The following is a 25,290-nucleotide window of genomic DNA, read 5'->3' as shown; positions in this document are numbered from 1 at the left end:
CCACTCAGAATCCTGCCAGCACCCGGGCCAGTGCAGGCAGCGCATTCAGCAGATGGGCCTGCTGCGCGTCGTCGAGGCGAATGTAGCGACGGAACGCCGGCATGCGATTGACCACCTCGCTGGCGCCCATGTGCTCCAGCCGCACCTGCCAGTGATCGCCGTCGCGCTCGATGCGCAGGCGTTTGAAATCCAGCGGCATCAGCGCCGCCCTCAACGCCTCGTCGCCTTCCAGCGCGGCGATCACCCCCGCCAGTCCGGGCGCATTGCCATGGCGGCGGACGCAGGCCAGCCCCTGGCGGCGGATGGCGCCTGTGTGACGCAGGTCGATCACCGCCACGCCTTCGGAACGAGTCGGCACCCGCAGTTCGAATTCGGTGAGCACCAGGTGCATCAGCAGCTCCGACTGGGTGCGCTCGCGGGCCTCGAAGCTCAGCCCGCCCTCCAGGGTGAAGCGCCCCCTGCCCGGCTCCAGCGCCTCGAAAGCGAGGCCGCCCAGGTTGCGCCGTACCAGGGCCAGGGTCGCCCCCGGCCGATAGCCGGAGGGCGCGCGACCGTTGCCGAAGAACTCACGCAGCGCGAGAAGCATGGCCGTAGCTCTCGCTGGCGTGGATGCCCGGCTCGGCGGCGAATTCCTTCTCCAGCACCTCCTCCACCGGCACCGGGCGGAACGGATTGACCTTCTGTACCACCACCGTCCAGAACAGCGCGTAGGCGGCGGTCAGGCCGAGCATCACGGCGAAGGGGCCGTAGATGTCCTTGGGGTTCATGCCCGGCGGGGTGATGAACCACATGCCCAGCAGGATGCCGGCGCTGGAGACGATCTGCGGCAGCGGGAAGAACGGCGACTTGTAGGCACGCGGCAGGTCCGGGCGACGGATGCGCAGGATCACCACCGAGATCGTCACCAGCAGGTAGGCGGTGCTCCAGGCGCAGACGGCGGCCAGCACCAGGTTGAAGATGTTGTCGGTGTTGCCGCCCAGCCAGGCGGCATGCAGGCAGGGGATCAACACCGCCACGGCGATGCACAGCAGCGGCGTCTTGTAGCGCGGGTGCAGGTAGGCGAAGACCTTCGGCAGCGCGCCATCGACCGCCATGCCGTACATGATGCGCGGCACGCCGGCCATCAGGGTGTTGATGGTGGCGGCACCGGCGAAGAGGAAGCCGATGCCCAGCCAGATCGGGCCGATGTCGCCCATCACCTGCTGGGCGAACTGCGGAATCGCCATGGGCGTGTCCAGCAGGTGCAGGCCGGTGGCTTCGTCGAGCACCACGTTCTCCACCTGGCGCTTCATCGCCGCGCCGTAGATGAACATGCAGGAGGCCACGCCGAACAGGCCCAGGGCCATGGCGCGCGGCATGGTACGGGCAGAGTTGCGCAAGTCCGGCGCCAGCGGGGTGACGAACTCGCAGCCGACGAACATGAACATCGCCATGCCCACCAGGGAGAGGATGGTCACCAGGTCCGTGCCGATCAGCGAGGTGCCGAACCAGCCGTCCAGTTGCACGGCGGGCGCGGCGATCAGGCCGGCGATGCCGAACACCATCAGCGTCGTCCACATGCCGAAGGTGAGGATCACCTCGGCCTTGCCGAACACGCTGACGCCGAAGCCGTTGAGGATGCCGAAGACGATGACGAAGCCCACGCCCAGCAGCCAGGAGCCGCCGGCCGATTCGGCCAGGGTGTTGAGGTGCTCGAAGTTCACCAGCGCCATGACCCCGGCGAGGATGGTTTCCGCCGTGCCGGCGAACACGTGGACGATCAGGTAAGCCGCGATGGTCCCGGTGATGGCGAAGAAGCGCCCCATGCCGCAGGCGATGTAGTCGTAGACCGAACCGGTGGTAGGGAGGATCGAGGCCGCCTCGGCGAAGGTGGTCGATTGCGCGAGCATCATCACCATGGCGATCAGCATGGCCACGGCGAAGGCGCTGCCGCCGATGCCGAAGCCCATGGTGGCGGTGAGGATCACCGGGCTGGCCATGATCAGCCCGATGGTGCTGGCCAGCGCGGTGGGGAAACCGACCGTACCTCGATTCAAATGTGCGGTGAGCTTGGCGTCGATCGACATCGTCAGGGCCCTCGAATGCATTGTTCTTGTTTATCGTTATCCGGCCATCACGGCCGGTGCGGTCGAAGCCGCAGGTTCCCGAACACTCTGCGCCCGCCCTCCCCGGGCGTCTTGCCCCTGCCTGCCGCTGCTCTTGTAGCAGCCTGACATGCCCGCACGCCCCGCAGGATGGCGTAGAGCGCAGCGAAACCCATCGCCCCGAGGCCCCATCCCACACCGTGATTGCCGGCTGCTCCGGCAGCATGGGTTGCGTACCTCTACCCGTGCGACGAACTACGCCCTGTGCTCCGACCTCGTCCGCCTTCCCGCCAAAATGCGGGCAAAAAAATGCCGCCGATGACCAGGGCGGCGGCGAAGCATGGTGACACGGAGCAAGCAACAATGGTGTCGCCCTCGCAGACGACGCCCCGACTATCCCACGTGCACCTCGGCGCCGCTTGCTCACCGCTGCCAGGTCGTTGCGTCTGCCTGACACGCCGCGCCCGCTGCACGCTGGGTCATGTCGGCATGGCAGGCAGAGTCAAGCCCGGCACCGGCTCCCTCCTTAAGCTGGGGCACGCCCCATGCGGGCGCCCCATCCCGCTGCCCGAACCAGGAGCCGATCGTGTCCAATGCCCTGATCAACACCCTCCCCAGCGTCGACGCCTTCGTCGACCGAACCCACGCCTCGTTCATCGACGGCCAACAGCACCAGGGCGCACAAGGCACCCCGCGCGAGGTGCACAACCCCGCCACCGGCGCGGTGCTCTCGCGCACCCTGCAGGCCGACGCCCCGCAGGTGGACGCCGTGGTCGCCTCGGCCCACCGCACCTTCCGCTCCGGCGTCTGGAGCCGACTGGCCCCCGCCGAGCGCGAGCGGGTGCTGCTGCGCTTCGCCGACCTGGTGGAAGCCCATGGCGAGGAACTGGCGCAGCTGGAAACCCTCAACCAAGGCAAGTCCATCCACCTCGCCCGCGCGGTGGAGGTCGGCGCCTCGGTCAATTACATGCGCTACATGGCGGGCTGGGCCACCAAGATCGAAGGCCAGACGCTGGACGTGTCCATCCCCGTGCCGGCCCAGGCGCGCTTCAACGCCTACACCCGCCGCGAGCCGGCCGGCGTGGTCGCCGGTATCGTGCCGTGGAACTTCCCGATGATGATCGCCCTGTGGAAGGTGATGCCGGCACTGGCCTGCGGCTGCACCATCATCATCAAGCCGGCGGACGAGACGCCGCTCACGGCCCTGCGCCTGGCCGAGCTGGCGATACAGGCCGGCATCCCGGCGGGTGCCTTCAACGTGCTGGTGGGCGGTGCCGATGCCGGTGCGGCGCTGGTGGCCCACCCGCTGGTGAACAAGGTGTCCTTCACCGGCTCCACCGCCGTGGGCAAGCAGGTCGGCCGCACGGCGCTGGACAACATGACCCGCTTCACCCTGGAGCTGGGCGGCAAGAACCCCATGCTGGTGCTGGCCGACGCCGATATCGAGCAAGCCGTGGCCGGTGCCATCGGGGGCGGCCTGCTCAACCAGGGCCAGGTCTGCGCCGCCGCTTCGCGCCTCTACGTGCACGCCAGCCGCTACCAGGACTTCGTCGAGGCGCTGACCGCCCAGGTGGCGCAACTGAAGGTCGGCGCGGGCATGGACCCGGAAGCCCAGGTCAACGCCCTGGTCTCCCGCCGCCAGCAGGCCAGCGTGCTGCGCTACCTGGCAATCGCCCGCGAGGAAGGCGCGCAATTCTGCACCGGCGGCGGCCAGCCCGACCTGCCTGGCTATTTCGTGCAGCCCACGGTGCTGGGCAAGGTCACCCAGGGGATGACCTCGGTGCGCGAGGAAATCTTCGGCCCGGTGCTCTCGGTGCTGCCCTTCGATGACCTCGACCAGGCCGTGGACATGCTCAACGACAGCCGCTATGGGCTGACCGCGAGCATCTGGAGCAACGACCTGGGCCGGGTGATGGACCTCATCCCGCGCATCGAGGCCGGCACCGTCTGGGTCAACAACCACGTGCCGGTGGACCCCAACCTGCCCTTCGGCGGCTACAAGCAATCGGGCATGGGTCGCGAGTTCGGCAAGGCCGCCATCGAAGGCTTCACCGAGGTGAAGTCGGTGTGCATCACCTACTGATGCAACGCGCCATCGCCCGGCCCGCAACGGCCCGGGCGATGCGCCTGCCCTACCCCCGCAGCAGCCAGAACAGCGCGAACACCCAGCGCTGCCAGCCGGCGTCGGCCGACTTCAGCACGCCGCTCGCCACGCCATAGCGCCAGGCCCAGTGCAACGCCCGGCGCAGGTCGCGCAGCGGGCTGTGGCGATTGCGGTACACCTCCACCGCCAACAGGCCCATGGCCTCGGCATGCCCCGCCTCGGCTGCACGCAGCAGGTGCGCCTCGGCCTCCTCCCAGTCGACGGGATCGGTGCGCAACGCCAGCTCACCGCAGAAACCGTGCATGAAGGCAGCCACTTCCGGGGCACCGTCCTCGGCGAAACACTCCAGGTAAACCTCGGCGTGGTTCAGTGCTTCCAGCCACAGCCGCTCGGCCGCTTCGGCGTCTTCCTCGGCTTCGGCCTGGGCCGCCAGCAACGCCACCAGCGCTTGCGTCGCCGGGCCATGGCCATCGGCCGCCGCCGAGCGCCACAGCACCCGCGCTGCCTCCTTATCTACCGTGCAACCCAGCCCGTCACGGCGGCAGAGGCCGAGCAGGTGCAGCCCCTCGGTGTGCTCCGGCTGGTTGCGCCCACTCAGCAGCAACAGGCGCTCCAGCGCGGCGAAGGCCTGGGCACCGTCCACCGGCCCAGCCTCGGCATCCAGCCACAGGCGTGCCTGCAGCAACAGCAGCGCATGGACCTCATCCAGCTCATGGTCCAGCGCCTGCCCACGCTCCACCCAGCCGCGCGCCTGTTGCAGGTCCGCCAGGCTGCCGGCCCGTTCGAACGCCAGCTGCGCCAGCCGCAACCAGGCCGCCGCGGTGGGCTTGGCCGTGCCTTCCAGGCCACAGGCACATCGTGCCCAGCGCATGGCCTGGGCCGGCTCAGCGGCAAGGTGGGACAACGCCAGCGCCGCAGCGGGGTCGCCCGCCGTGTAACGGCGCGCCCACTCTTCAGGGGACACGGGCGCCTCCCGCTCCACTTCAAGCTCTGGTTCAAGCCCCAGTTCAAGCTCAGCCTCTTCGCCGGGCTCGATATCGCTCTCATCCAACTCATCTGGCAGCGGTTCGGCCTCGACGGGCTCCGCGAGCTCACCAAAGGGCGCATGCAACTCGCTGAAATTCTCGATATGGCTCAAGGCGCGGAACCAGGGATGGTCCAGCGTATCCAGGCCGAAGGCCCGCACCCATTCGTCGAGGTCCTCGTAGTCCAGCACCAGGGTGACGTCGTGCAGGTCGACCGTGCCTGCCTGCAACGCGTGCAGGCGCGTGTCCGCGTTCCACTTCCAGAAGCCGATACGCGAATCGGTGTTGGCGTCGAAGGGCCCGGAAACCGCATCCAGGTCGCCCTGCAGCCACAGTGCCTCGACCGGCGCCCCACTCCGCGTCACGGCACTGCTGAGGAACACCGCCACCGCATCCAGGCACAACCCGATGGCGGGCACGCGATGGTGCTGGGGGTGCCGGCGGATATAGGCATCGAACTGCGCCCAGTTGCCTTGCGCCGTGGCCAGCGGCAGGCGCAGGCCGAACCGGGGGGTCTGCGCCTCCTGCTGCGGCGGGGTGATCGCCGGCACCACCTCGGCGCCGGCCAGCAATAGGCACCAGAGCGGCGTCACATAGGCGTCCGTCGCCAGGCAATGGGGCTCGATACCCTCGCCACCGAGGTAGAGCCAGGCGGCCGAGGCCAGTTCCGATTCCATGGGCATCGCGGTTTCCCTGCACAGCGGGCCTGGCCGATCCACGGCCTGCGCAAAAAGGCCAATCATGGCGTGAAGCGAAGGTGCCCACCAGCGGCAGACCAGGAGGGAATCGCCATGATGCGAAGGCGTCGAGCATTCGTCTGCAAGGGGTGATTCATTTTTCCCGCCGCCTGCAATATCCTCGGCGCCGTGGCTATGGGCGTCCTTCCTTCTACCCCTGAATCTAGGGTGCCCGCTTCCCACCCGCCCACCTCACGGTGGGCTTTTCATTTCAGGAGCAGACGTGAACGGAATCTTCCTGCGCCGCTGCCGCAAGTTCGCGGTCAGCCCCGGTGAGGGTGGCGCCAGCCTGGCCCAGTTGGCCATGGTGCAAAAGGAAACCGAGCAGCTCGGTTTCGTGCTCTCCGAGGCGCTCGGTGAACGCCTGCTGACCCTCTCCGCCGAACAGCTAGAGCGGGTGCTACGCGACCTGCGTCGCCACCTGGCCGCGATGACCGGCGCGCACCGCGAATACCGCCCGCTGTTCCCCGACTTTCCGGCCGGCAGCCTGACCCTCGACGAGGCGCAGCTGTACCAGCGTGCCGTGTACCACTACCTGACCCTGCGCCGCCTCTACGTGCAGGACCCCAGCCGGCCGGTGCCCCTGCTGCACGAGCGCCACCCGCGTGAGATCGAGCTGGGCACCCAGGCGGAATTCGAGCTGATCTGCACCCGCCTGGCCGCCTCGCGCACCTCGCTGTCGGTGGAGGACAAGGCCGACCTGCAGTGGTTCGTGCGCCAATACCGCGACAAGGTGCTAGACCTGCTGCCAGAGGAGATCCCTTTCAAGGAAAACCTCGCGCTGATCGCCGCCTGGCTGCTGCGCTTCGTCCCCGGCGAACGTGCCGAGCGCTTCATCGACCAGCGGATCGGCACCGCCACCGATGTGCTGCGCCTGGCCGTGGCGCTCTGCGATGGCGATGTCTCGCTGGTCGAGCCCTGCCGTTTCAAGGGCTTCAAGCGCCGCGAACGGCGCCGGCTGCTGGCGTTGCTGGAAGCCACTGGCGACCCCACCGAAGACATGCGCCGCTGGCCCGAGCGCTGGAAGCGCCTCGGCGAAAGCCTGCACCCCGGCGACTACAGCGAGCAGTACCCACGTGCCTGGCAAGCCTTCAGGGTGCTGCGCGAAGACCTGCCGTTCAAGGGGTTCAACGGCCAGGTCGAGCATGCCCTGGAAAGCGGCGACACCCAGGCCGCCACGCGGCAGCTGGCCGCCCGCCCCGGCGAAATGGCCCGGCGCCTGGACCACCTGCTGCGCATCAGCGCCCAGCCCGGGTCCGTGCTCGGGCAGTTCGCCGAAGTCGCCCAGCAGGTCGCCACGCCGGTGCTGTTGCAGGCCCTGGCGCAGTTCGAACATCGCGGGCACGCGCCCCTGCGCACCTTCTTCCCCAAGGGCGATGCCGCCCGCGCCTGGAGCCTCCCGGACCGGCGCGCACCGATAGCACCCGAGCACCTGGCCGACGCCATCGCCCTGATCCGCGCCACCCTGGTGGCCCGCTTCGCCAGCCGCCCGCCACTGGGCCGCTGCTACCTGGCGCCGGAGCTGGTCGACCGCATGGTGCCCCTGGCCCAGCGCTCGGCGTCGCGCTCGCTGCGGACCCTGGTGCGCGGCAGCCGCCTGCCACTGCCCGACTCGCGCTATATCCGCCTGTTCCTCTGGTGGACCAACGGCCACAGCCGCACCGACATCGACCTGTCCGCCGCCTTCTTCGACGGCGCCTACGTCTTCCGGGACGTGGTCTCCTACTACAACCTGCACGGCTACGGCGGCCACCACAGCGGTGACATCGTCGACGCTCCCAAGGGCGCCGCCGAGTTCATCGACCTCGACTTGCAACTGCTGCGCGACAAGGGCCTGCGCTTCGTGGTGCCCTGCGTCAACAGCTACACCAACCAGCCCTATTGCGACCTGCCGGAATGCTTCGCCGGCTGGATGGCCCGCAGCGATGTGAACTCCGGCGAGGTCTTCGAGGCCCGCACCGTGGAAGACCGCCTCGACCTCTCCGCCAACCAGCAGACCTGCCTGCCCTTCATCATCGACCTGGAGCAGAGTTGCCTGATCTGGACGGACATCGGCCTGGGCGGCTACCCGCGCTGGAACAACGTCGCCAACAACCTCAGCGGCATCACGCTGATGCTGCGCGCCATGACCAGCCTCGCCGCCCCGGACCTGCACACCCTGTTCGCGCTGCATGCCGAGGCGCGCGGCAGCCGGGTGGACACGCCCGAGCAGGCCGATACGCTGTTCGGCCTGAGCGAGGGCATCACCCCGTTCGACACCGACCGCATCCGCGCCGAGTTCCTCTGAGCCACGGGAGACGCCCGCTCGAGCGTCTCAACGTAGGGATTCGAACTGCCCCGTGCCCTCGTCCCAGGCAAAGGCCACGCCCGCGCAGCGGTAGCGCTTGCCCACCCGCAACTGGGTAGCGCCCTGCTCCACCGCCAGTTGCACGGTTTCCACATCCTCGCTGCGGCAGCCCGGCAGGCTCAGGGTCTGCACGCGCTTGCCGGTCTTCTTCGCATACACCTCGATGGCCGACGCCGTGCCACCGTCCTTGGCCAGCGGCACCTGGAAGTAGAAGCGTTCGGTGGAGGCCGCCTGCAACACCGCCGTGGTCGCCCCCGGCCAGGCTTCGTCGGAGCGCAGCATGGCCACGTGCTTCATGTGGATGGGCAGGCTCTTGCCGGTGCGGTAGTCGGTCCAGGTGCCATTGAGGGTGGCATCGCGCTTGTAGTAGCCCGAGAAGAACACACGGATGCGCGCAGCCGGCAGCCCACCGGCGTCCAGTTCGTCCATGCCGATGCCGTTGTTGGGCTCGTTGTTGCTGAACACCGGTTTGAGGCGGATCGGCGTGCGGTAGCGGTCATAGAAATACACGCCGCGGATGATGCGGTTCTGCTGGAACGTCACCAGGGTGACCGCCTGCTTGCCGAGGGTGCCCTGGTAGACATCCACGGCGCCGGCCAGGCCGGGCCCACACGGGGCCGCGAGCAGCGCCAGACGCAAGCAGGAACGGAACAGGCGGCTCATTGCGCGGCCTCCCCGGCCGGTTCAGCCACCACCCGCTGCCCTGCGTCCAGGCGATAGAAACCCGCGTGGAAGGTGCCGGGCCGGTAGCCATCGCCGCCTTCGGGACGGTATTCGAAGCGCCCGCGCTGGTGGGCGTCGGGGTACAGCGAGCCGCTGCCGGCCATCTCGGTCAGGCCCGCGTGCAGTGCGTAGCGGCCGGACGCCGGATCGTACAGGTAGTACTGCACCGTGCCACTGGCCAGGGCCTTGTCGCTCTCGCGGATGCGCTTGGGCACGAAGGAGAAGTCGACGACGTCGTCATCGTCCAGGTAGGCCAGCCGCAGGGTGTCGGTGCCGAAGAAGTAGGCATCCAGGCCCTCGATCACCTGTCGCGTCGCGCCGCTCGCCTTGTCGATGACGGTGATGCGGTCGAAGACCGGCACCGCTTCGTTGGCCGCCTTGCGTGCATGCACGCGGAAGCTCATGCCCTGGCTGGTGCCCTGCTGCAGCAGGTCGGCCTCGTAGACAGCCCTGGAGCCTTCGCGGAACACCTGCTCCCGTTGCAGCTGCAGCGGACGCTCCTCGCGGGTGCGCAGGTCGATCCAGCGCCCTTGCAGCACCTTCTGGTCGAGGGCGAAGGGTTGCAGTTCGATCGCCGCCGGCGGCAATGGCGTGCCGTCGCGCAGGTTGATCAGCAGCGGCTCGCTGGCGTCATAGGGGGTCTCTTCCAGGGTCAGGTGATCGGCGGCGGCCGATGTCTCGACGAACCCGGCCATGACGTCCCAGGCGCTGTCGAACTGGAGGATGACCTCCAGCTGCATGTCCCCTGCCGTGCCCCGGTAAACCGTGCTGGGCAGGGTATGGTCGTTCGCCGTGGTGGCGATGAACAGGGCCGCCAACGCGGGCAGGTGCTTCCATGCTGAAAGGGCCAAGCGATGCTCCTTGCGAAAAAAGGAGCGCAGCCTAACAAAAAGCCCCCTCGGCGCGTCAGTGCGCGAGGGGGCGGGTGTGACACCGCGCCATCAGCTCGCGCGGTTTTCCTCGATGGGCTGCGCCGCCTGGCCACGGGTCTTGTACAGCGACAGCAGCACGCCGCCAATGAGCAGGCCCAGGGTCACGCTCAGGGAGATCACCGCCGGGATCTTGCCGATGATGCCCACCAGGAAGATCTTCGCGCCGATGAACACCAGCACCAGGGCCAGGGCGTACTTCAGGTAGGCGAAGCGGTGGATCAGCGCCGCCAGGGCGAAGTACAGGGCGCGCAGGCCGAGGATCGCGAAGATGTTCGAGGTGTAGACGATGAACGGGTCCTGGGTGATGGCGAAGATCGCCGGCACGCTGTCGATGGCGAACACCAGGTCGGCGCACTCGATGAGGATCAGCGCCAGGAACAGCGGCGTCGCCCAGAGCACGGTCTTGCCGGCGGCGTCCGGCTGGCGCACGAAGAAGCGCTGCCCGTGCAGGCTGTCGGTGACGCGCATGTGCCGGCGCAGGAACTTCACCAGCGCGTTGTTCTCCAGGTCCGGGTGGTCATCCACCCTGGAGAACAGCATCTTCACTCCGGTGATGGCCAGGAACACGCCGAACACGTAGAGGATCCAGCTGAACTCGTGGATCAGCGCCGCGCCCAGGCCGATCATCACCGCACGCAGGACGATCACGCCCATGATTCCCCAGAACAGCACCTTGTGCTGGTACTCGCGCGGGATGGCCAAGAAGCTGAAGATCATCGCCATGAGGAACACGTTGTCCATCGACAGCGACTTTTCGATGAGAAAGCCCGTGAGGTAATCCATGCTGGCGTCGCCGCCCTTCTGGAAGAACACCCAGAGCCCGAACAGCAGGCCGGCGGTGATGTAGCCGGCGGAGAGCAGCAGGCTTTCCTTGACGCCGATCTCGCGGTTATCGCGATGCAGCACGCCCAGGTCGAAGGCCAGCAGGGCGAACACCACGGCGAAGAAGACCAGCCACAGCCAGGTGGCGGTGCCGAGGAAGTCGGAAAACAGGAACGTATCTAGGGCGGTCATTGGAGCCCCTCCTTGCAGTCGAAGTTGTACAGACTGTGATTCCGACATCGCGGTATTAACCGCCAGAGGGGCCCGGCTTCACGGCGGCTAAATTACAGAATCCCGGGGGAAGCGCTCAACGAGCGGGCTTTTGCAAAGTATTTCCTGCGGGTCATGCCGAAAGCTCCGCCCGCTACCCGATGAGCCTGACCGCGCATGGCGCATGGTCCTGATCAAGGCTGGAACAGGGCATGAGGGTGCCTCGTCGTCCATTGACAGCCTCCTGACGCTGGCTAGTCTCAAACCCTCCGCCATTGCCCCCCCTCAACCGAGTCTTCTGCCTCGGTCGCATGCGCGCCTGCAGGCGCTGCTGGCCGCCTGCGAGGCCCTGAGCCACGAGGCCTACGTCGACCTGGAAGGCAACAACTTCGACCACCCGCAATGGGCGCCGCTGCGCACGGCGGCGCAGGAGGCCCTGGCACTGCTGCTCTGGCAGGAATTGGAGGCGCACATGCCGGCGCTGGTGGAGGATTGCCAGGCGGCCCTGGAGAAGTGGCGGTCCTAGCGCCTCTCAAACCTCCCCGTTCGGCCCACGGGAAACCGAGCAGAGCCTGACCGAATCGGCCAGCACGTCGATCGCGCGGGGACGCGGGAAGCTGGCGCGCCAGGCTATGGCCACCTGGCGGAACGGCACCGGCGCACTGAAATGACGGATGGCCACGCTGCCCGGCGAATAGTGATGGCCGGAGACCGCCGAGTGCGGCAGCACGGAGACGCCGAGGCCGGAGGCGACCATGTGGCGGATGGTCTCCAGGGAACTGGATTCCACGCTGGCGCGCTGGGTGGCCGGGCACACCTCCAGCACGCGCTCGCGGAAGCAATGCCCCTCGCCGAGGATCAGCAGCTCGGCGTCCTCCAGCGCATCCGCCGACAGACGCTGCTCCGCCGCCAGGGGGTGCTCGGCGGGCAGCAGCACGCACAGGGCTTCGTCATAGAGCACCTTGGTCAGCACGTCGGGCTCGGTGAACGGCAAGGCGACGATGAGGGCGTCCAGCTCGCCCTCCCGCAGTCGCTCGCGCAGCACGTGAGTGAAGTTCTCCTCGATGTACAGCGGCATCTGCGGCGCCACGGTGTGCAACTGGGGGATCAGGTGCGGGAACAGATAGGGCCCGATGGTGTAGATGGCGCCGACCCGCAGCGGCGAAGACAACTGGTTGCGCCCGGCGTGGGCCATCTCCAGCACCGCATTGGCTTCGGCCAGCACCTTCTGCGCCTGCTCGATGATGCTCTCGCCGATGGGCGTGAGGTAGACGGCACCCTTGCTGCGCTCGAAGAGCAGCACGCCCAGGTAGTCCTCCAGTCGCTTCATGCCCACCGAGAGGGTGGGCTGGCTGACATGGCAGCGCTCGGCGGCGCGGCCGAAATGTTGTTCCTGCGCCAGGGCAACGGCGTAACGCAATTCGGTCAGGGTCATCGGTCATCCTGCGTGCGGGCCGCCGTGGCGGCCTCCTGTGAATCCGGGGTGCGGCTTGTACCCGAGAACTCTAGGGAGGCGGCGCGCGCAGGACCTTTAATATTTCCTAATCGCCAGGCTGACGAAATCCTATTATCCGAGCCCTTCCGCGCTCCCTATGGTTCAGGCCGCAACACCCGAACCAGAGACATCAGGAGACGCAAATGTCCAGATTCCAACGCACCGCCACCGGCCTGCTGGCGGCGGCATGCCTGTTCAAATTTTCCATGGCCATGGGCGCACCACTGACCCGTGACAACGGCGCCCCCGTAGGCGACAACCAGAATTCTCAGACAGCCGGACCGAAGGGTTCCGTGCTGCTGCAGGACGTCCAGCTGATCCAGAAACTCCAGCGCTTCGACCGTGAACGCATCCCCGAGCGCGTGGTGCACGCCCGTGGCACCGGGGCTCACGGTGAGTTCACCGCCACGGCCGACCTCGCCGACCTGACCATCGCCAAGGTGTTCCGCAACGGCGAACGCACGCCGGTCTTCGTGCGCTTCTCCTCGGTGGTGCACGGCAACCACTCGCCGGAAACCCTGCGTGACCCGCGCGGCTTCGCCACCAAGTTCTACACCGCCGATGGCAACTGGGACCTGGTGGGCAACAACTTCCCCACCTTCTTCATCCGCGACGCCATCAAGTTCCCGGACATGGTCCACGCCTTCAAGCCGGACCCGCGCACCAACCTGGACGACGACTCACGCCGCTTCGACTTCTTCTCCCACCACCCCGAGGCCATCCGCACCCTCACCCTGCTCTATTCCAACGAGGGCACCCCGGCCGGCTACCGCTTCATGGACGGCAACGGCGTGCACGCCTACAAGCTGGTGAACGCCAAGGGCGAGACGCACTACGTGAAGTTCCACTGGAAGAGCCTGCAAGGCATCCGCAACCTCGACCCGAAGCAGGTGGAAGCGGTCCAGGGCAAGGACTACAGCCACATGACCCACGACCTGGTGAACGCCATCGCCAAGGGCGACTTCCCGAAATGGGACCTGTACATCCAGGTGCTCGAGCCCAGGGACCTGGCGCGCTTCGAGTTCGACCCGCTGGACGCCACCAAGGTCTGGCCCGACGTGCCCGAGCGCAAGATCGGCCAGATGGTGCTGAACCGCAACGTCGACAACTTCTTCCAGGAGACCGAGCAGGTGGCCATGGCACCGTCCAACCTGGTGCCCGGCATCGAACCCTCCGAGGACCGCCTGCTCCAGGGCCGCGTCTTCGCCTACGCCGACACCCAGCTCTACCGGGTGGGCAGCAACGGCCTGTCGCTGCCGGTCAACAAGCCCCGTGGCGCGGTGAACAACGGCAACCAGGACGGCAGCATGAACGCCGGCCACACCACCAGCGGCGTGAACTACGAGCCGAGCCGCCTGCAACCGCGTGAGGCCACCGCCAGCGCCCGCTACGTCGAGACGCCGCTGCAGGGCACCACCCAGCAACGCGCCATCCAGCGCGAGCAGAACTTCAAGCAGGCCGGTGACCTGTACCGCTCCTACGGCAAGAAGGACCAGCAGGACCTGGTCGACAGCTTCGGCCAATCCCTCGCCGGCACCGACAGCGAGAGCAAGCACCTGATGCTCGCCTACCTGTACAAGGCCGACAGCGACTACGGCACCCGCGTCGCCAAGGTGGCCGGGGGCGACCTGGCCCGGGTGAAGGCCCTGGCCGCCACGCTCGCCGACTGACCCGCCAAGCGCCGGCCCGCACGCGCGGGCCGGCCCCAGGAGCCCTAGATGAACCATGCACTCCTCGCCCTGCTGCTCTGTGCCGGCCTGGCCCAGGCCGAACCGGCGCCCGACCCGGCCGCCATCAGGGCCGAGCTGGCCCAGCGCTATCTCGACGCCGCGCGCGAAGGCCGGCTGGAGGTGCTCCAGGCCTTCATCGAGTCCGGCTACGACCTCGACATCCAGGATGCCAGGGGCTACAGCGCGCTGATCCTCGCCGCCTACCACGGCCACGCCGAAGCGGTCGACGCACTGCTCGCCGCCGGCGCCGATCCCTGCCTGCAGGACGGCCGCGGCAACACCGCCCTGATGGGCGCCATCTTCAAGGCCGAACTGGGCATCGCCCACCGCCTGATGAACACCCCCTGCCCCACCGACCAGCGCAACGCTGCCGGGCAGACCGCCGCCATGTACGCCGCCCTGTTCCAGCGCACCCGGTTGCTGGACCAGCTGCGCGAGAAAGGCGCCGACATGGCGTTGAAGGACGCGCTGGGCAACGATGCCCAAAGCCTGGCGCGGGGGGAGATCCGTACCCGCTGACAGCGGTCCGGAGCGCGCGCCGTTAAGCGGGTAAACATCCACGCCCTGGTTCGGGGCATGCAGCAACGCTCACTCAAGACGTAGGGTGTGCTGCGCGCACCTGGAGCTCGCCGGAAGCACCGAGCGGCGGTACGCACCGCACACCCTGCGGCACGCGTTCATCCTGCAGGGCTCTCGATTCAAATCGTCACAGGCAGAGCCGATGACTCATGAGCACGCTCAAATGAATTCGCACCTGCAAAGGTAGGCTCGGCGCGGGCGGGTGGGCTTGGGTGGGCGTAGGGTGGGCGTAGGGTGGGCTTCAGCCCACCGATTCCCACGGCCGACCACCCCCCTCGCCCCCTCCCCACGCAAACGCCTTTACGGCATATCGACAAGCACGAAAAGTTCGGTTGCACGGGGCTGTGTAGCGGCGCCCTTACAGGGCTTGCGGGCGCTCCGACAATCGGTCACGCCGCCCGTCCTGCGGGCGATGGGCGGCACTATGCAGGGCCCCGGGCAGTCGCATACTCACGGGGCCATGCGCACGCGGTACGCATGACACGACCCTAAAAAAGGAACCTTCCAGGGGTGTCGTACCGGCGTCATGCAATGGCTCGCGTGGTTGGGAGTACGGGCAGGGTGCGCCCCTTGTTGAATAGGAGTGTTCAACGATGTCCAGCCTCGACAGAATCCCTCCCATGCCCGATGTACTGCCGCCCGAGCAGGAAGACGCCCGAGCGGCCGCCGCCCTTCCCATGACCGAACTGCCCAAGCCCATCCCCGGCCCGATCATCGTGCCGCCACTGCGCAGCATCCGCCCCGGTTGCTGGCTGCTCAACTACAAGCCCACCGGGGCGCCGCTGGTGTCCTATGACGGCACCCTGCGCGTGGAATCCCACGCTGCCGGGCGAACCGCCAGCGGCGACCTCTACCAGCGCCCGACCATTTTCCTGCCGCTGCCAATCGCCTCGCCGATCCCCCTGCTGGGCGGGCGCCCGGAAACCAGCCTGAAGCCGATCCTCCTGGCCGGGCCCAACCCAGCGTCGGGCATTCCTATCCTCTCGCGCTCACGCTACCGCTACTACATCCGCGTCACCTCGCTGCCGGAGCACTTCTACCTGGGCAACAGCTTCAGCCTCGGCTTCGAGCTGTGGCGCTTCACCGCGCCCAACAGTTGGGCGCTGGACTCCACCCTCACCACCCAGATGGTGCGCATGGCCGCGCCGGCGGGCTACCCCTCCTCCGGTGACTACGCCGAGGGCGATGTGAAGAACGCGGCCAACGCCGTGATCGGACGCCTGACCATGGGCTGGCTGTCGAGCTACTACCGCCGCTGCACCGTGGAGATCGACACCGTCTCTGGCTCCGAGCAACCGACCAACAGCGGCCTCGGCCACACCTGGCAGACGGTGATGGATGCAGTGGGCTGGCAGGTCACCGTGCACGCCAGCGACACCAATGTCGCCGAGGCCAGCGGCGCGTCCTGGTCCGATGCCGAGATGCACGCGGCGATGCTGGCCCGGCGCGCGGTGGTCAACCTGGATACCGAGTGGCGCTACCACGTGCTGGCGGTGAAGAACATCGACTCCACCCCGCGCGGGATCATGTACGACAACGGCGGTACCGACTCCAACAACGTGCCCCGCGAGGGCATCGGCATCGCCTCGCACTGGACCATCGCGGCCGGCTGGGGGATGGTCAGCGGCAAGCGCTTCGGCACGGCGGCAGCCCCCTACTTCCGCACCGCCGTACACGAGATCGGCCACGCCATGGGGCTCTATCACAACTCGGCGGACTTCGGCTTCATGTGCACCAGCGACGTGATCGCCGCCGCCGGCACCCCGGCCACGCCCTTCCCCAGCAACATCCAGTGGTCCTTCCATCCGGACAACCTCAAGCAGCTGCGCCACTACCCCGACCCCTTCGTACGGCCCGGCTCGGTGGCCTTCGGCGGTGCCTCCACGGCTGCCCCGAACATCACCCCGACGGACCTGGAAGCCGAAGTCCTGGGGCTCGACGTGGACGTCACCCCGCTGCTCGGCGAAGTGCCCCTTGGCGCTCCGGTGCGCGTCGGCATAGCCCTGGTCAACCGTGGCGACCAGCCCGTGAAGGTGCCGGCCAACCTCAGCCTGAAGAGTGACTTCGTCAGCGGTAGCGTCAGTGATCCATCCGGCACCGTGCGCAGCTTCCGCACCCTGGTGCATTGCATCGAGGACCAACCCTACGCGCTGCTGCAGCCGGGCGAGCGGATCAGCGAATCCATGACCCTGATGCGCGGAGCCGAAGGGGCGCTGTTCGGCGTGCCCGGCGTGCACGAGGTGAAGGTGGAGGTGCACTGGGAAATCGATGGCATGGTCGCTCATGCGGCTGGCAGCGCCACGGTGATGGTCACGGCAGCGGTCGAGGCGCGGCATGCCGAGGCTGCCCACCGCGTACTCTCCACGCCGGACGCGCACCTGGTGCTGGCCATCGGCGGCGACCACCTCACCGAGGGCCTGGACGCCATCCAGGCGGCGATGGATTCGGCAGTGCTCAAACCGCACTTCGCCGCCATCGCAGCCAAGCGGCTGGCCAAGCGCTTCCATAAGCGCAAGGCCGATCCGAAGGGCGCGAGCGTGCTGCTCGACTACGATACGGTGATGAGCAACACCGAACGCAGCAAACTGACGACACTGCTCGGCGATGCCGGTGGCGTGCTCAAGGAGCTGGGCAAGGCGCCGAAGGCACGGGCCAGGACCACGGGCCTGGCGGCCGGTGCCAAGTAGGACTGAAACGGCTGGCACGGGGCGCCTCCATGCGGCGCCCCGCTGCTGGTGTGAACGGAGCCTGAGATGACCGACCTGGATAACCAACTGCTGGGACAGTGGCGCAAGAGCACGTCCCCGGCCTGCGCGGCGAAGTACGCCAGCAGCCTGCGCTTCGATGCCAACGGCCTGTACAGCGGCACCCCCGATGTAACCGGCGGCTTCACCTGGTGGGACAGTGGCACCTGGCACATCGAAGGGCCCGGCCGCGTCACCCTCTCCATCGCCAACGATGCACTGGTGAGCTATGGCTACAGCCTGGACGCCGACGGCCTCACCTTCACCGACCCCAGCGGTTGCCGCTTCAGCTACCGACGCGAGCACTGACCGCGCGCGCGTCCTGCAACCCCCGGGCTACGAACCCGTGGGAGCGCATTCATTCGTGATGCGCTTTCATGGTCGAAGCCGCTCCCATATTCCCCACGACACGCCGAGCCGGGACGGGCTCGCGGAAAACCCGCCAAAGAGCCGGCGGGCAGGCTGGAGAAAGCCTGCTATGACTGGTTCCACACAAGAACAAAAAAGGAAGGCAGACCTTGAACGACCATCACGACGTGCTGATCATCGGTGCCGGACTCTCGGGCATCGGCATGGGCTGCCACCTGGTGCGCGAAGCGCCGCAGATGGACTTCGCCATCATCGAGCGGCGCCAGGCCGTGGGCGGTACCTGGGACCTGTTCCGCTACCCCGGCATCCGCTCGGATGCCGACATGTTCAGCTTCGGCTTCGCCTTCCGCCCCTGGGACCGACTCAAGACCCTGGCCGACGGCGACACCATCCGCCAGTACATCGAAGACACCGCCCGCGAGCATGGCGTCGACCGCAAGATCCGTTTCGGCCTGGCCTGCACCGAAGCCTCCTGGTCCAGCCACGAGCGGGTGTGGACCGTGAAGACCCGCGACGAGGCCAGCGGCGTGCAGCGGGTGTTCACCGGTCGCTTCCTGGTCTCCTGCGTCGGCTACTACGACTATGACCGCGGCTACCAGCCGGACTTCCCCGGCATGCAGCGCTTCCAGGGCCGCCTGGTCCACCCGCAGCACTGGCCCGAAGACCTCGACTACGACGGCAAGCGCGTGGTGGTCATCGGCAGCGGCGCCACCGCCGTGACCCTGGTGCCGGCCATGGCCGGGCGCGCCGGGCACGTCATCATGCTGCAGCGCTCGCCCAGCTACATCATCAGCGTGCCCGGCAAGGACGTGGTCTCGGCCGCGTTGCGCCGCGTGCTGCCCGAGCGCTGGGTCTACGCCATGGCCCGCAAGCGCAACATCTGGTTGCAGCGGGTCATCTACAAGGCCGCGCGGCGCTGGCCGGAGAAGGTCCGCGCCTGGTTGCTGGGCAGCGTCAGGAAGCAGCTCGGCGGCAAGGTCGACATGCGCCACTTCACGCCCAGCTACATGCCCTGGGACGAACGCCTCTGCGCGGTGCCCGACGGCGATCTGTTCGCCGCCCTGCGCGAGGGCCGCGCCTCGGTGGTCACCGACCGCATCGCCACCTTCACCGAACGGGGCATCGCCCTCGAATCCGGCACCGAGCTGCCGGCGGACATCATCGTCAGCGCCACCGGCCTGCAGCTGCGCGCGCTCGGCGGTATCGACCTGCTGGTGGACGGCCAGCGCCGAAGCCTGGCCGACCGCCTCACCTACAAGGGCGTGCTGGCCCAGGGCATCCCCAACATGGGCTCGGTGTTCGGCTACACCAACGCGCCCTGGACGCTGAAGGCCGATATCGCCTCCAGCTACCTGTGCCGGCTGTTCAACCACATGCGCAAGCACGACCTGGAGGTGTGCACGCCGCGCGCACCGGAGGGCGAGATGGAGGAAGGCAGCGTCATGGGCGCCCTGCAGTCGGGCTACGTGCAGCGCGGTTCCGACCTGCTGCCGCGCCAGGGCCGGCACCTGCCCTGGCGCGTGCTCAACCACTACGAGCGCGACCGCGAGATGCTCCTGCGCCAGCCCATCGCCGACCCTGCTCTGGAGTTCGAGCCCGCCCGCGGGCAGGTCGGAGCGCCACTGGCCACCAGCGCCGGCTAGCCGACCAATCGGCGGAAATGCGAACCGGTCAGCCACACCGAACCCGGCGGCGGCCGCTAGAATGTCGCCCTCTCCCCCTCAAGGAACCGTCGACATGGAGCGTTACCGCCGCCTCGCCTCCTTCGCCCCCCACCTCGCGCTGCTCGCCTGTGCCGTACTCGCCAACCCGGCCCAGGCCCGCGACCCGCAACCCTGCGCCGCCCCCTTGGTCAAGGCCCTGGCCAAGCAACTGGGGCAAAGCGGCTGGACGACGCCCGACAGCGACGGCGAAGGCCCGCTGGTGGCCGCCGCCTGCAAACCCTGGCCGGACGACAAGGCCCAGTCGGTGGTCGCCCTCGCCTATGTGCGGCCGGGCGATGAAGGCGTCGCCCAGGGTGAACGCAGCCTGGCCCTGCTGGTGGCCAAGGTGGACGGCAGGAGCGGCGCACTGCTGGAGCGCTACGACTCGACCCTGGACGAGGACGCGGCCACCGAAGTGAGCGGCGACAGCCTGTGGCTGGACACCGCCCGCTACCACCTGGCGCCGGGCGTGCGCGCCTTCGGCCTGGTGTTCGACAGCACCGCCCGCGGTGCCAGTTGCCCGGACGGCGGCTCGGACGAGGAGCTGACCCTGTTCGCCCCGGCTGGCAAGGCCCTGCGGCCGGTGCTCAAGGCCTACCTCAGCGAATGGACCACCATCAAGGGCACCCTCTGCATCAACGACCCGGACTTCATGACCGAGAGCGCCAAGGTCACCCTCAACCTCGCCAGGACGAGCAGCAACGGCTTCGCCGACCTGGTCCTGGCTGCCAAGGTGACCGGCGACTCGGCCGCCGGGGAGAAGTACCTGCGCACCGTGCGCAAGACCCTCAAGTACGACGGCAAGCAATACCCGCACGAAACCTTCCCGCGTTTCTGGGAGCAGCCCGGCACCCCCTCGCAATGAACCCGGCCATCGCCCGCGCGACCGGCGAGGAGCACGCGGGTGATGGTTCTTGGCAGTTCTGCCTGTGGCGTCAAGCACGGGCTTTTCGCTAAGTTCGGCCGGGCCCGCGCGCGGCCCTGGCCGCGCCATCACCTGCCGAGGAACGTCGCCATGTCCGTAGCCGAAATGCTGCAGCAACGCATCTCCGTCCGCGCCTACACCGATGAGCCCGTCGACGCCGCCACCGTGCGCGCATTGCTCGACACCGCACGCTGGTCACCCTCGGGGGGCAACCTGCAGCCCTGGAAGGTGATCGCCGTGAGTGGCGCCGCCAAGGCCGAGGTCGAGCGCATCGCCCTGGAAACCCTGATGAAGAACCCCGCCGGCGAGGCCGGCGACCATCCCATCTACCCCGAGGGGCTGGCCGAGCCCTACCGCACCCGCCGCCATGCCATCGGCGAGGCGCTCTATGCCAGGCTCGGCATCCCCCGTGAGGACAAGGCCGCCCGCCTGCGCGCCATGTCGCGCAACTTCCAGTTCTTCGGCGCGCCGGTCGGGCTGTTCTTCGTCATCGACCGTTCCATGGGCCACGGCCAATGGGCGCACCTGGGCATGTTCATGCAGTCGCTGGCGCTGGTGGCCGAGGAGCGCGGCCTCGCCACCTGCATGCAGGAAGCCTGGGGCATGGTGCGCCAGAGCCTGCATGCCCACTTCGGGCTGCCCGGGCACGAACTGCTCTACTGCGCCATGGCGCTCGGCCACGCCGACCGCACCGCACCGATCAACCAGTTGCGCTCCGAACGTGCCCCGGTGGAGGAATTCGCCGTGTTCAAGGGTTTCGACTGAAGGCCAGGGCCCCGGGGCGGGCCGCCGCGCCTTGGCTACACTGCTGACGCCGCCCCGGCTGCACGCCGCCGTTGGGCGCGCGCCGGTCCCCCCAAGCGTCGCAGGAGCGTCGTCGTCGATGAACCCCACCCCCTTCCCCGCGACGCGGCTCCGCCACCTGATCCTGCTGCTGGTCCTGATGGCCTGCATCGCCACGCTGGCCAACGGCCTGTACGCGGCCTACCGGGTGCAGAAGACCTCGCTGGTGGACGGCGCGCTGAAGAACAACCACGCCTACGCCCAGAAGCTGGCCAGCAGTATCGGTGCCCAGTTGCAGGCGGCCCAGCAACAGCTGGCGTACAGCGCGGCGCTGCTGGGCAAGCACTTCGATGACCCGCAGCTGCTCGCCGAGGAAGCGCGCCGGCTCGACCTGCAGGATGCCGGCTTCAACGCCATCGCCGTGGTCGCCGCCGATGGCCGCGTGCTGGCCGCCGTGCCCGAGGCGCCACAGCTCGATGGAAGCGGCCGTTCCCCCGGCCTCGAGGAGGCGCTGAACGCACGCCGCGCGCTGATCAGCGCCCCCTTCAACGCCGCCAGCGGGCGGCTGGTGGTGTTCGTCTCGCAGCCGGTGCGCGATGCCGACGGCCAGTACCTGGGCCTGGTCGGCGGCTCGATCTACATGCGCAAGGACAACCTGCTGCACGGCCTGATCGGCCTGCATTTCCACCAGGACGCCTACGTCTACCTGATCGACGCCAACCGCCGGCTGCTCTATCACCCGGACCCCGCGCGCATCGGCCAGCAGGTCGGTGCCAGCGCCGTCGACGATGCCGTGCTCACCGGGCGCAGCGGCACCCTGGCCTATGTGAATTCCAAGGGCGTGGAGATGCTCGCCGGGTATGCCGGCATCCCGGGAACCGGCTGGGGCGTGGTTTCGCAGCAGCCGCGCGAGGCCACCCTGGTGGCGCTGGAGGGGTTGGTGCATCACGTGCTCGTCGCCGCAATGCCCCTGGCGCTATTGGGCTTCGCGGTGCTCTGGTGGACGACACAGCTGATCGCCGACCCGCTGCGCCAGCTGGCCGCCGGCGCCCGCCAGATGGGCGAGCCGGGCAGCTCGGAACGCCTGGCCACGGTGCGCGCCTGGTACTTCGAGGCCGCGCACATCAAGCAGGCGCTGATCACCGGCATCGCCCTGATGCAGGAGAAGCTCGGCCGCCTCAACCACGAGGCGCAGACCGACCCGCTGACGGGCCTGCTGAACCGCCGCGCGATGGACGAAGCCCTGGTGGCCATCCAGGGCGGCGAGCGCGACCTCGCGGTGGTGGCGCTGGACATCGATCACTTCAAGAAGGTCAACGACCGCTTCGGCCACGATGCCGGCGACCGCACGCTCAAGGTGATCGCCACGGTGATGCAGGCCTGCTCGCGGGACCGCGACCTGGCCTGCCGCGTGGGCGGCGAGGAGTTCCTCCTGTTACTGCCCGGCACCACGCTGGCGGAAGCCTCGGAGGTCGCCGAACGCCTGCGCCACTCGGTGGAGGAGGCGCGTACCGAAGGCGTCGGCCAGGTGACCATCTCCCTCGGCGTGGCCGAGTGGACGCCCGGCGGGCGGAGCCTGGAAGCCACCTTCAAGCAGGCCGACGAAATGATGTACCGGGCCAAGCGCCAGGGCCGCAACCAGGTGGTGGTGGAGCCCGCCACGCACTGACCCCTGCGACCATCGCGCGATTGCCAGGAACCCCCTGGCAATGAGATATTTTCAAATGTGAAACATTCTCATATCGAAAACCCCACCCCCTCCCCGCGCCTGCTGCTGGTCGAAGACGATCCCCGGCTGCGCGAAGACCTGGACCTGCACTTCCGCCAGCGCGGCTTCGCCGTCACCGCCTGCGCCACCGGCACCCTGGGCCTGGCCGCCGCCGAATGCGCGCCCTTCGACCTGGTGCTGCTGGACATCATGCTGCCCGGCCTCGACGGCCTGCAGCTGCTCGAGGCCCTGCGCCAGCGGCAGGACACCCCGGTGATGCTGATGTCCGCACTGGGGGCCGAGCAGGACCGCATCACGGGTTTCACCCGGGGAGCCGACGACTACCTGCCCAAGCCGTTCAGCCTCGCCGAGCTGGACGCCCGGACCGATGCCCTGCTGCGCCGCGTGCGCCTCGACCGGCGCCAGGCGGCGCAACGCCCGGGTCCATCGCTGCACCTCGACGAGCAGGCCCAGGACGTGACCCTCTCAGGCCGCGCGGCCGGGCTCACACCGTCGGAATACCGCCTGCTGGCCACCCTGCAGGCGCACCCCGGCGAGGCGCTGAGCAAGCCCTTCCTCTACCGATGCGTGCTGCACCGTGCCTACACGCGGCTGGACCGCGGGCTCGACGTGCACGTCTGCAACCTGCGCCGCAAACTGGCCGACATCGGCATCCACCATCTGCAGATCCAGGCCGTGCGCGGCCAGGGCTACCTGCTGGTCGAAACGGAACGCTCCTGATGCGCCGCCACCCCCTGCTGTGGAAGCTGGCGCTTCTGCAGGTCGGCTTCTGCCTGCTGCTCACCTGGCTCATCTACACCTGGGGCCTGTCGGTGGAGCGCAGCACCTACTTCCTCGCCCCGGCCGACCGCGACTACCTGGCGCAATACGCGCAGCAGGCCGAACAGGCCTGGGAGAACGGAGGCGCCGCGGGCGTGGCACGCTTGCGCCAGGCACTGAGCCGCCGCGAAGGCACCTGGGTGGCCGTGCTCGGCCCGCGCCTGGAAAGCCTCGACGGCACGCCGCTCAGCGCGGAGGAATCCGCCCACCTGACCTTCATGCGCAAGCTCGACTGGCCCATGAGCCGGCGCCTGCAAGACGAACTGCCCTTCGTCAGCATCGAGTTCCCCGAGCACCCGGAGAATGGCCGCCTGGTGCTGCAACTGCCCGAACGCCTGCTGCCCGGCGGCCTCACGCCCTGGACCCACCTCGTCACCCACGGCGTGGTGCCGACGCTGCTGGCAGCCCTGCTCGGCCTGCTGATCTACCGCCATCTCGTCGTGCCGCTGAACCGCCTGCGTGACCGCGCCGATGCCCTGCGCGCCGACGAACTCGACACCGCGCCGCTGGGCACGCCGCTGGCCGACCGCCGCGACGAACTGGGCGAACTGGCCGAAGCCCTGGAGCACATGGCCGAGCGCCTGCGCCTGAGCCTGGGCCAGCAGCGCCTACTGCTGCGCACCCTGTCCCACGAGATGCGCACCCCGCTGGCCCGGCTGCGCATCGCTCACGACAGCGACCTGCCCCCTGAACAGCTGCGCCAGCGGCTGGGTCGCGAGATCACCGACATGCAGCGCCTGCTGGAAGACACCCTCGACCTCGCCTGGATGGACACCGAACGCCCGCAACTACCCACCGAGCCGGTGCAGGTGCTGTCGGTGTGGGAAGCCCTGCGCGAGGACGCCTGCTTCGAAAGCGGCTGGGACGCCGCGCGACTGCCCTGCAGCCTGGACGCCGACTGCTGCGTGCAGGTCCACCTCGACAGCCTGGCCCAGGCCCTGGAAAACCTCCTGCGCAACGCCATCCGCCACTCCCCGGAAGGGGGCACGGTGCGCCTCGACGGCGAGCGCGACGGCGAGACCTGGCACCTGCGCCTGCGCGACCAGGGCCCGGGCGTCGCCGAGGCGGACCTGGAACGCATCTTCCTGCCCTACCAGCGCCTGGACGGCGGCACCGGCGAAGGCTTCGGCCTGGGCCTGGCCATCGCCCGCCGCGCCATCGAACTGCAAGGCGGCCGGCTCTGGGCCAGCAACGCCCACCCGGGCCTGTGCCTGCACCTGCGCCTGCCGGCAGCGTGATGTCCCCTCATGTAGCCCGGGCTTCAGCCCGGGAACGGCGCCATGTAAACCCCGCGCTAAAACCCGGGCTACGAACGCTCAACAGTGGCCCCCCGCGTTCGCGAGGGTGACGGCGTACGCACAACCTCCCCGCCTCGTCATCCCGCGCAGGCGGGGATCCACTGAACGGCAAGCGCCGACCCGCCGCAGGAC

Annotated in this window: 20 protein-coding genes; 13 read left to right on the top strand and 7 right to left on the bottom strand. The window is 68.5% G+C overall.

The features are described 5' to 3' along the window. Nucleotides 1–4: 4 nt before the first annotated feature. On the bottom strand, nucleotides 5–586 hold the full coding sequence (locus PHLH3_RS14390; protein WP_173175787.1) for a DUF3156 family protein: 582 nt from the start codon (nucleotides 584–586) through the stop codon (nucleotides 5–7). Next, nucleotides 567–2,066 (bottom strand): APC family permease, encoded by a 1,500-nt coding sequence (locus tag PHLH3_RS14385; protein WP_213630097.1) that lies wholly within the window; start codon nucleotides 2,064–2,066, stop codon nucleotides 567–569. The genes PHLH3_RS14390 and PHLH3_RS14385 overlap by 20 nt, the downstream gene beginning before the upstream one ends. 604 nt (nucleotides 2,067–2,670) lie before the next feature. On the opposite strand from PHLH3_RS14385, the gene PHLH3_RS14380 reads away from it, so the two are divergent. Next, nucleotides 2,671–4,167 carry an aldehyde dehydrogenase family protein gene (locus tag PHLH3_RS14380; RefSeq protein WP_213630095.1) on the top strand — a complete coding sequence of 499 codons (1,497 nt, stop codon included), beginning with the start codon at nucleotides 2,671–2,673 and terminating at the stop codon, nucleotides 4,165–4,167. 49 nt (nucleotides 4,168–4,216) lie between these two features. Here PHLH3_RS14380 and PHLH3_RS14375 read toward each other — a convergent pair whose 3' ends face one another. Further along, nucleotides 4,217–5,896 carry a hypothetical protein gene (locus PHLH3_RS14375; protein ID WP_213630093.1) on the bottom strand — a complete coding sequence of 560 codons (1,680 nt, stop codon included), beginning with the start codon at nucleotides 5,894–5,896 and terminating at the stop codon, nucleotides 4,217–4,219. 277 nt (nucleotides 5,897–6,173) lie between these two features. Here PHLH3_RS14375 and PHLH3_RS14370 point away from each other — a divergent pair, with 277 nt between their 5' ends. Further along, nucleotides 6,174–8,237, top strand: coding sequence for a TerD family protein (locus tag PHLH3_RS14370; protein ID WP_213630091.1), 2,064 nt, complete (start codon nucleotides 6,174–6,176; stop codon nucleotides 8,235–8,237). A gap of 27 nt (nucleotides 8,238–8,264) precedes the next feature. Here PHLH3_RS14370 and PHLH3_RS14365 read toward each other — a convergent pair whose 3' ends face one another. The 3 genes from PHLH3_RS14365 to PHLH3_RS14355 all read right to left on the bottom strand — a co-directional run bounded on the left by PHLH3_RS14365 (nucleotide 8,265) and on the right by PHLH3_RS14355 (nucleotide 10,966). Further along, the gene (locus tag PHLH3_RS14365) at nucleotides 8,265–8,960 is read right to left on the bottom strand and encodes a hypothetical protein (protein ID WP_213630089.1); all 696 of its coding nucleotides are present in this window, start codon (nucleotides 8,958–8,960) and stop codon (nucleotides 8,265–8,267) included. Further along, complete coding sequence (locus PHLH3_RS14360) at nucleotides 8,957–9,871, bottom strand: hypothetical protein (protein ID WP_213630086.1); 915 nt, start codon at nucleotides 9,869–9,871, stop codon at nucleotides 8,957–8,959. Before PHLH3_RS14360 ends, PHLH3_RS14365 begins: the two co-directional genes overlap by 4 nt. A 90-nt stretch (nucleotides 9,872–9,961) precedes the next feature. Then, the gene (locus PHLH3_RS14355; protein ID WP_213630084.1) at nucleotides 9,962–10,966 is read right to left on the bottom strand and encodes a TerC family protein; all 1,005 of its coding nucleotides are present in this window, start codon (nucleotides 10,964–10,966) and stop codon (nucleotides 9,962–9,964) included. A gap of 202 nt (nucleotides 10,967–11,168) precedes the next feature. Here PHLH3_RS14355 and PHLH3_RS14350 point away from each other — a divergent pair, with 202 nt between their 5' ends. Continuing rightward, nucleotides 11,169–11,510 carry a hypothetical protein gene (locus PHLH3_RS14350; RefSeq protein ID WP_213630082.1) on the top strand — a complete coding sequence of 114 codons (342 nt, stop codon included), beginning with the start codon at nucleotides 11,169–11,171 and terminating at the stop codon, nucleotides 11,508–11,510. Nucleotides 11,511–11,516: 6 nt separating this feature from the next. Here PHLH3_RS14350 and PHLH3_RS14345 read toward each other — a convergent pair whose 3' ends face one another. Further along, the gene (locus PHLH3_RS14345) at nucleotides 11,517–12,419 is read right to left on the bottom strand and encodes a hydrogen peroxide-inducible genes activator (RefSeq protein ID WP_213630080.1); all 903 of its coding nucleotides are present in this window, start codon (nucleotides 12,417–12,419) and stop codon (nucleotides 11,517–11,519) included. A gap of 266 nt (nucleotides 12,420–12,685) precedes the next feature. Here PHLH3_RS14345 and katB point away from each other — a divergent pair, with 266 nt between their 5' ends. The 10 genes from katB to PHLH3_RS14295 all read left to right on the top strand — a co-directional run bounded on the left by katB (nucleotide 12,686) and on the right by PHLH3_RS14295 (nucleotide 25,098). Further along, complete coding sequence (gene katB / locus PHLH3_RS14340; RefSeq protein WP_244863070.1) at nucleotides 12,686–14,149, top strand: catalase KatB; 1,464 nt, start codon at nucleotides 12,686–12,688, stop codon at nucleotides 14,147–14,149. Between the two features lie 48 nt (nucleotides 14,150–14,197). After that, entirely contained in the window at nucleotides 14,198–14,728 is a 531-nt protein-coding gene (locus PHLH3_RS14335) for an ankyrin repeat domain-containing protein (RefSeq protein ID WP_213630075.1), read from the top strand. 680 nt (nucleotides 14,729–15,408) lie between these two features. After that, entirely contained in the window at nucleotides 15,409–17,475 is a 2,067-nt protein-coding gene (locus PHLH3_RS14330) for a hypothetical protein (protein WP_213630073.1), read from the top strand. A gap of 66 nt (nucleotides 17,476–17,541) precedes the next feature. After that, complete coding sequence (locus PHLH3_RS14325; RefSeq protein ID WP_213630072.1) at nucleotides 17,542–17,841, top strand: hypothetical protein; 300 nt, start codon at nucleotides 17,542–17,544, stop codon at nucleotides 17,839–17,841. A gap of 209 nt (nucleotides 17,842–18,050) precedes the next feature. Then, complete coding sequence (locus tag PHLH3_RS14320) at nucleotides 18,051–19,544, top strand: NAD(P)/FAD-dependent oxidoreductase (protein ID WP_280527456.1); 1,494 nt, start codon at nucleotides 18,051–18,053, stop codon at nucleotides 19,542–19,544. 94 nt (nucleotides 19,545–19,638) lie between these two features. Next, nucleotides 19,639–20,469 (top strand): hypothetical protein, encoded by an 831-nt coding sequence (locus PHLH3_RS14315; protein WP_213630070.1) that lies wholly within the window; start codon nucleotides 19,639–19,641, stop codon nucleotides 20,467–20,469. A 150-nt stretch (nucleotides 20,470–20,619) separates the two neighbouring features. Continuing rightward, nucleotides 20,620–21,294 carry a nitroreductase gene (locus PHLH3_RS14310; protein ID WP_173175729.1) on the top strand — a complete coding sequence of 225 codons (675 nt, stop codon included), beginning with the start codon at nucleotides 20,620–20,622 and terminating at the stop codon, nucleotides 21,292–21,294. 118 nt (nucleotides 21,295–21,412) lie between these two features. Further along, nucleotides 21,413–22,981 (top strand): sensor domain-containing diguanylate cyclase, encoded by a 1,569-nt coding sequence (locus PHLH3_RS14305; protein ID WP_213630068.1) that lies wholly within the window; start codon nucleotides 21,413–21,415, stop codon nucleotides 22,979–22,981. A 57-nt stretch (nucleotides 22,982–23,038) separates the two neighbouring features. After that, the gene (locus PHLH3_RS14300) at nucleotides 23,039–23,761 is read left to right on the top strand and encodes a response regulator transcription factor (RefSeq protein WP_213630066.1); all 723 of its coding nucleotides are present in this window, start codon (nucleotides 23,039–23,041) and stop codon (nucleotides 23,759–23,761) included. Continuing rightward, entirely contained in the window at nucleotides 23,761–25,098 is a 1,338-nt protein-coding gene (locus tag PHLH3_RS14295; protein ID WP_213630064.1) for a histidine kinase sensor domain-containing protein, read from the top strand. The genes PHLH3_RS14300 and PHLH3_RS14295 overlap by 1 nt, the downstream gene beginning before the upstream one ends. The last annotated feature ends 192 nt before the right edge of the window (nucleotides 25,099–25,290 follow it).

Source organism: Pseudomonas sp. Pc102, assembly GCF_018408275.1.
GTDB classification, from domain to species: domain Bacteria; phylum Pseudomonadota; class Gammaproteobacteria; order Pseudomonadales; family Pseudomonadaceae; genus Metapseudomonas; species Metapseudomonas tohonis.
Note: the sequence above shows the minus strand (reverse complement) of the source record. Positions and strands in the feature narration are given on the sequence as shown.

Coding starts and splice junctions, on each gene's coding strand:
- PHLH3_RS14335 (WP_213630075.1), top strand. CDS start 14,198: ATGAACCATGCACTCCTCGCCCTGCTGCTCTGTGCCGGCCTGGCCCAG.
- PHLH3_RS14295 (WP_213630064.1), top strand. CDS start 23,761: ATGCGCCGCCACCCCCTGCTGTGGAAGCTGGCGCTTCTGCAGGTCGGC.
- katB (WP_244863070.1), top strand. CDS start 12,686: ATGGCCATGGGCGCACCACTGACCCGTGACAACGGCGCCCCCGTAGGC.
- PHLH3_RS14390 (WP_173175787.1), bottom strand. CDS start 586: ATGCTTCTCGCGCTGCGTGAGTTCTTCGGCAACGGTCGCGCGCCCTCC.
- PHLH3_RS14345 (WP_213630080.1), bottom strand. CDS start 12,419: ATGACCCTGACCGAATTGCGTTACGCCGTTGCCCTGGCGCAGGAACAA.
- PHLH3_RS14355 (WP_213630084.1), bottom strand. CDS start 10,966: ATGACCGCCCTAGATACGTTCCTGTTTTCCGACTTCCTCGGCACCGCC.
- PHLH3_RS14385 (WP_213630097.1), bottom strand. CDS start 2,066: ATGTCGATCGACGCCAAGCTCACCGCACATTTGAATCGAGGTACGGTC.
- PHLH3_RS14365 (WP_213630089.1), bottom strand. CDS start 8,960: ATGAGCCGCCTGTTCCGTTCCTGCTTGCGTCTGGCGCTGCTCGCGGCC.
- PHLH3_RS14305 (WP_213630068.1), top strand. CDS start 21,413: ATGAACCCCACCCCCTTCCCCGCGACGCGGCTCCGCCACCTGATCCTG.
- PHLH3_RS14330 (WP_213630073.1), top strand. CDS start 15,409: ATGCCCGATGTACTGCCGCCCGAGCAGGAAGACGCCCGAGCGGCCGCC.
- PHLH3_RS14310 (WP_173175729.1), top strand. CDS start 20,620: ATGTCCGTAGCCGAAATGCTGCAGCAACGCATCTCCGTCCGCGCCTAC.
- PHLH3_RS14375 (WP_213630093.1), bottom strand. CDS start 5,896: ATGCCCATGGAATCGGAACTGGCCTCGGCCGCCTGGCTCTACCTCGGT.
- PHLH3_RS14325 (WP_213630072.1), top strand. CDS start 17,542: ATGACCGACCTGGATAACCAACTGCTGGGACAGTGGCGCAAGAGCACG.
- PHLH3_RS14350 (WP_213630082.1), top strand. CDS start 11,169: ATGGTCCTGATCAAGGCTGGAACAGGGCATGAGGGTGCCTCGTCGTCC.
- PHLH3_RS14315 (WP_213630070.1), top strand. CDS start 19,639: ATGGAGCGTTACCGCCGCCTCGCCTCCTTCGCCCCCCACCTCGCGCTG.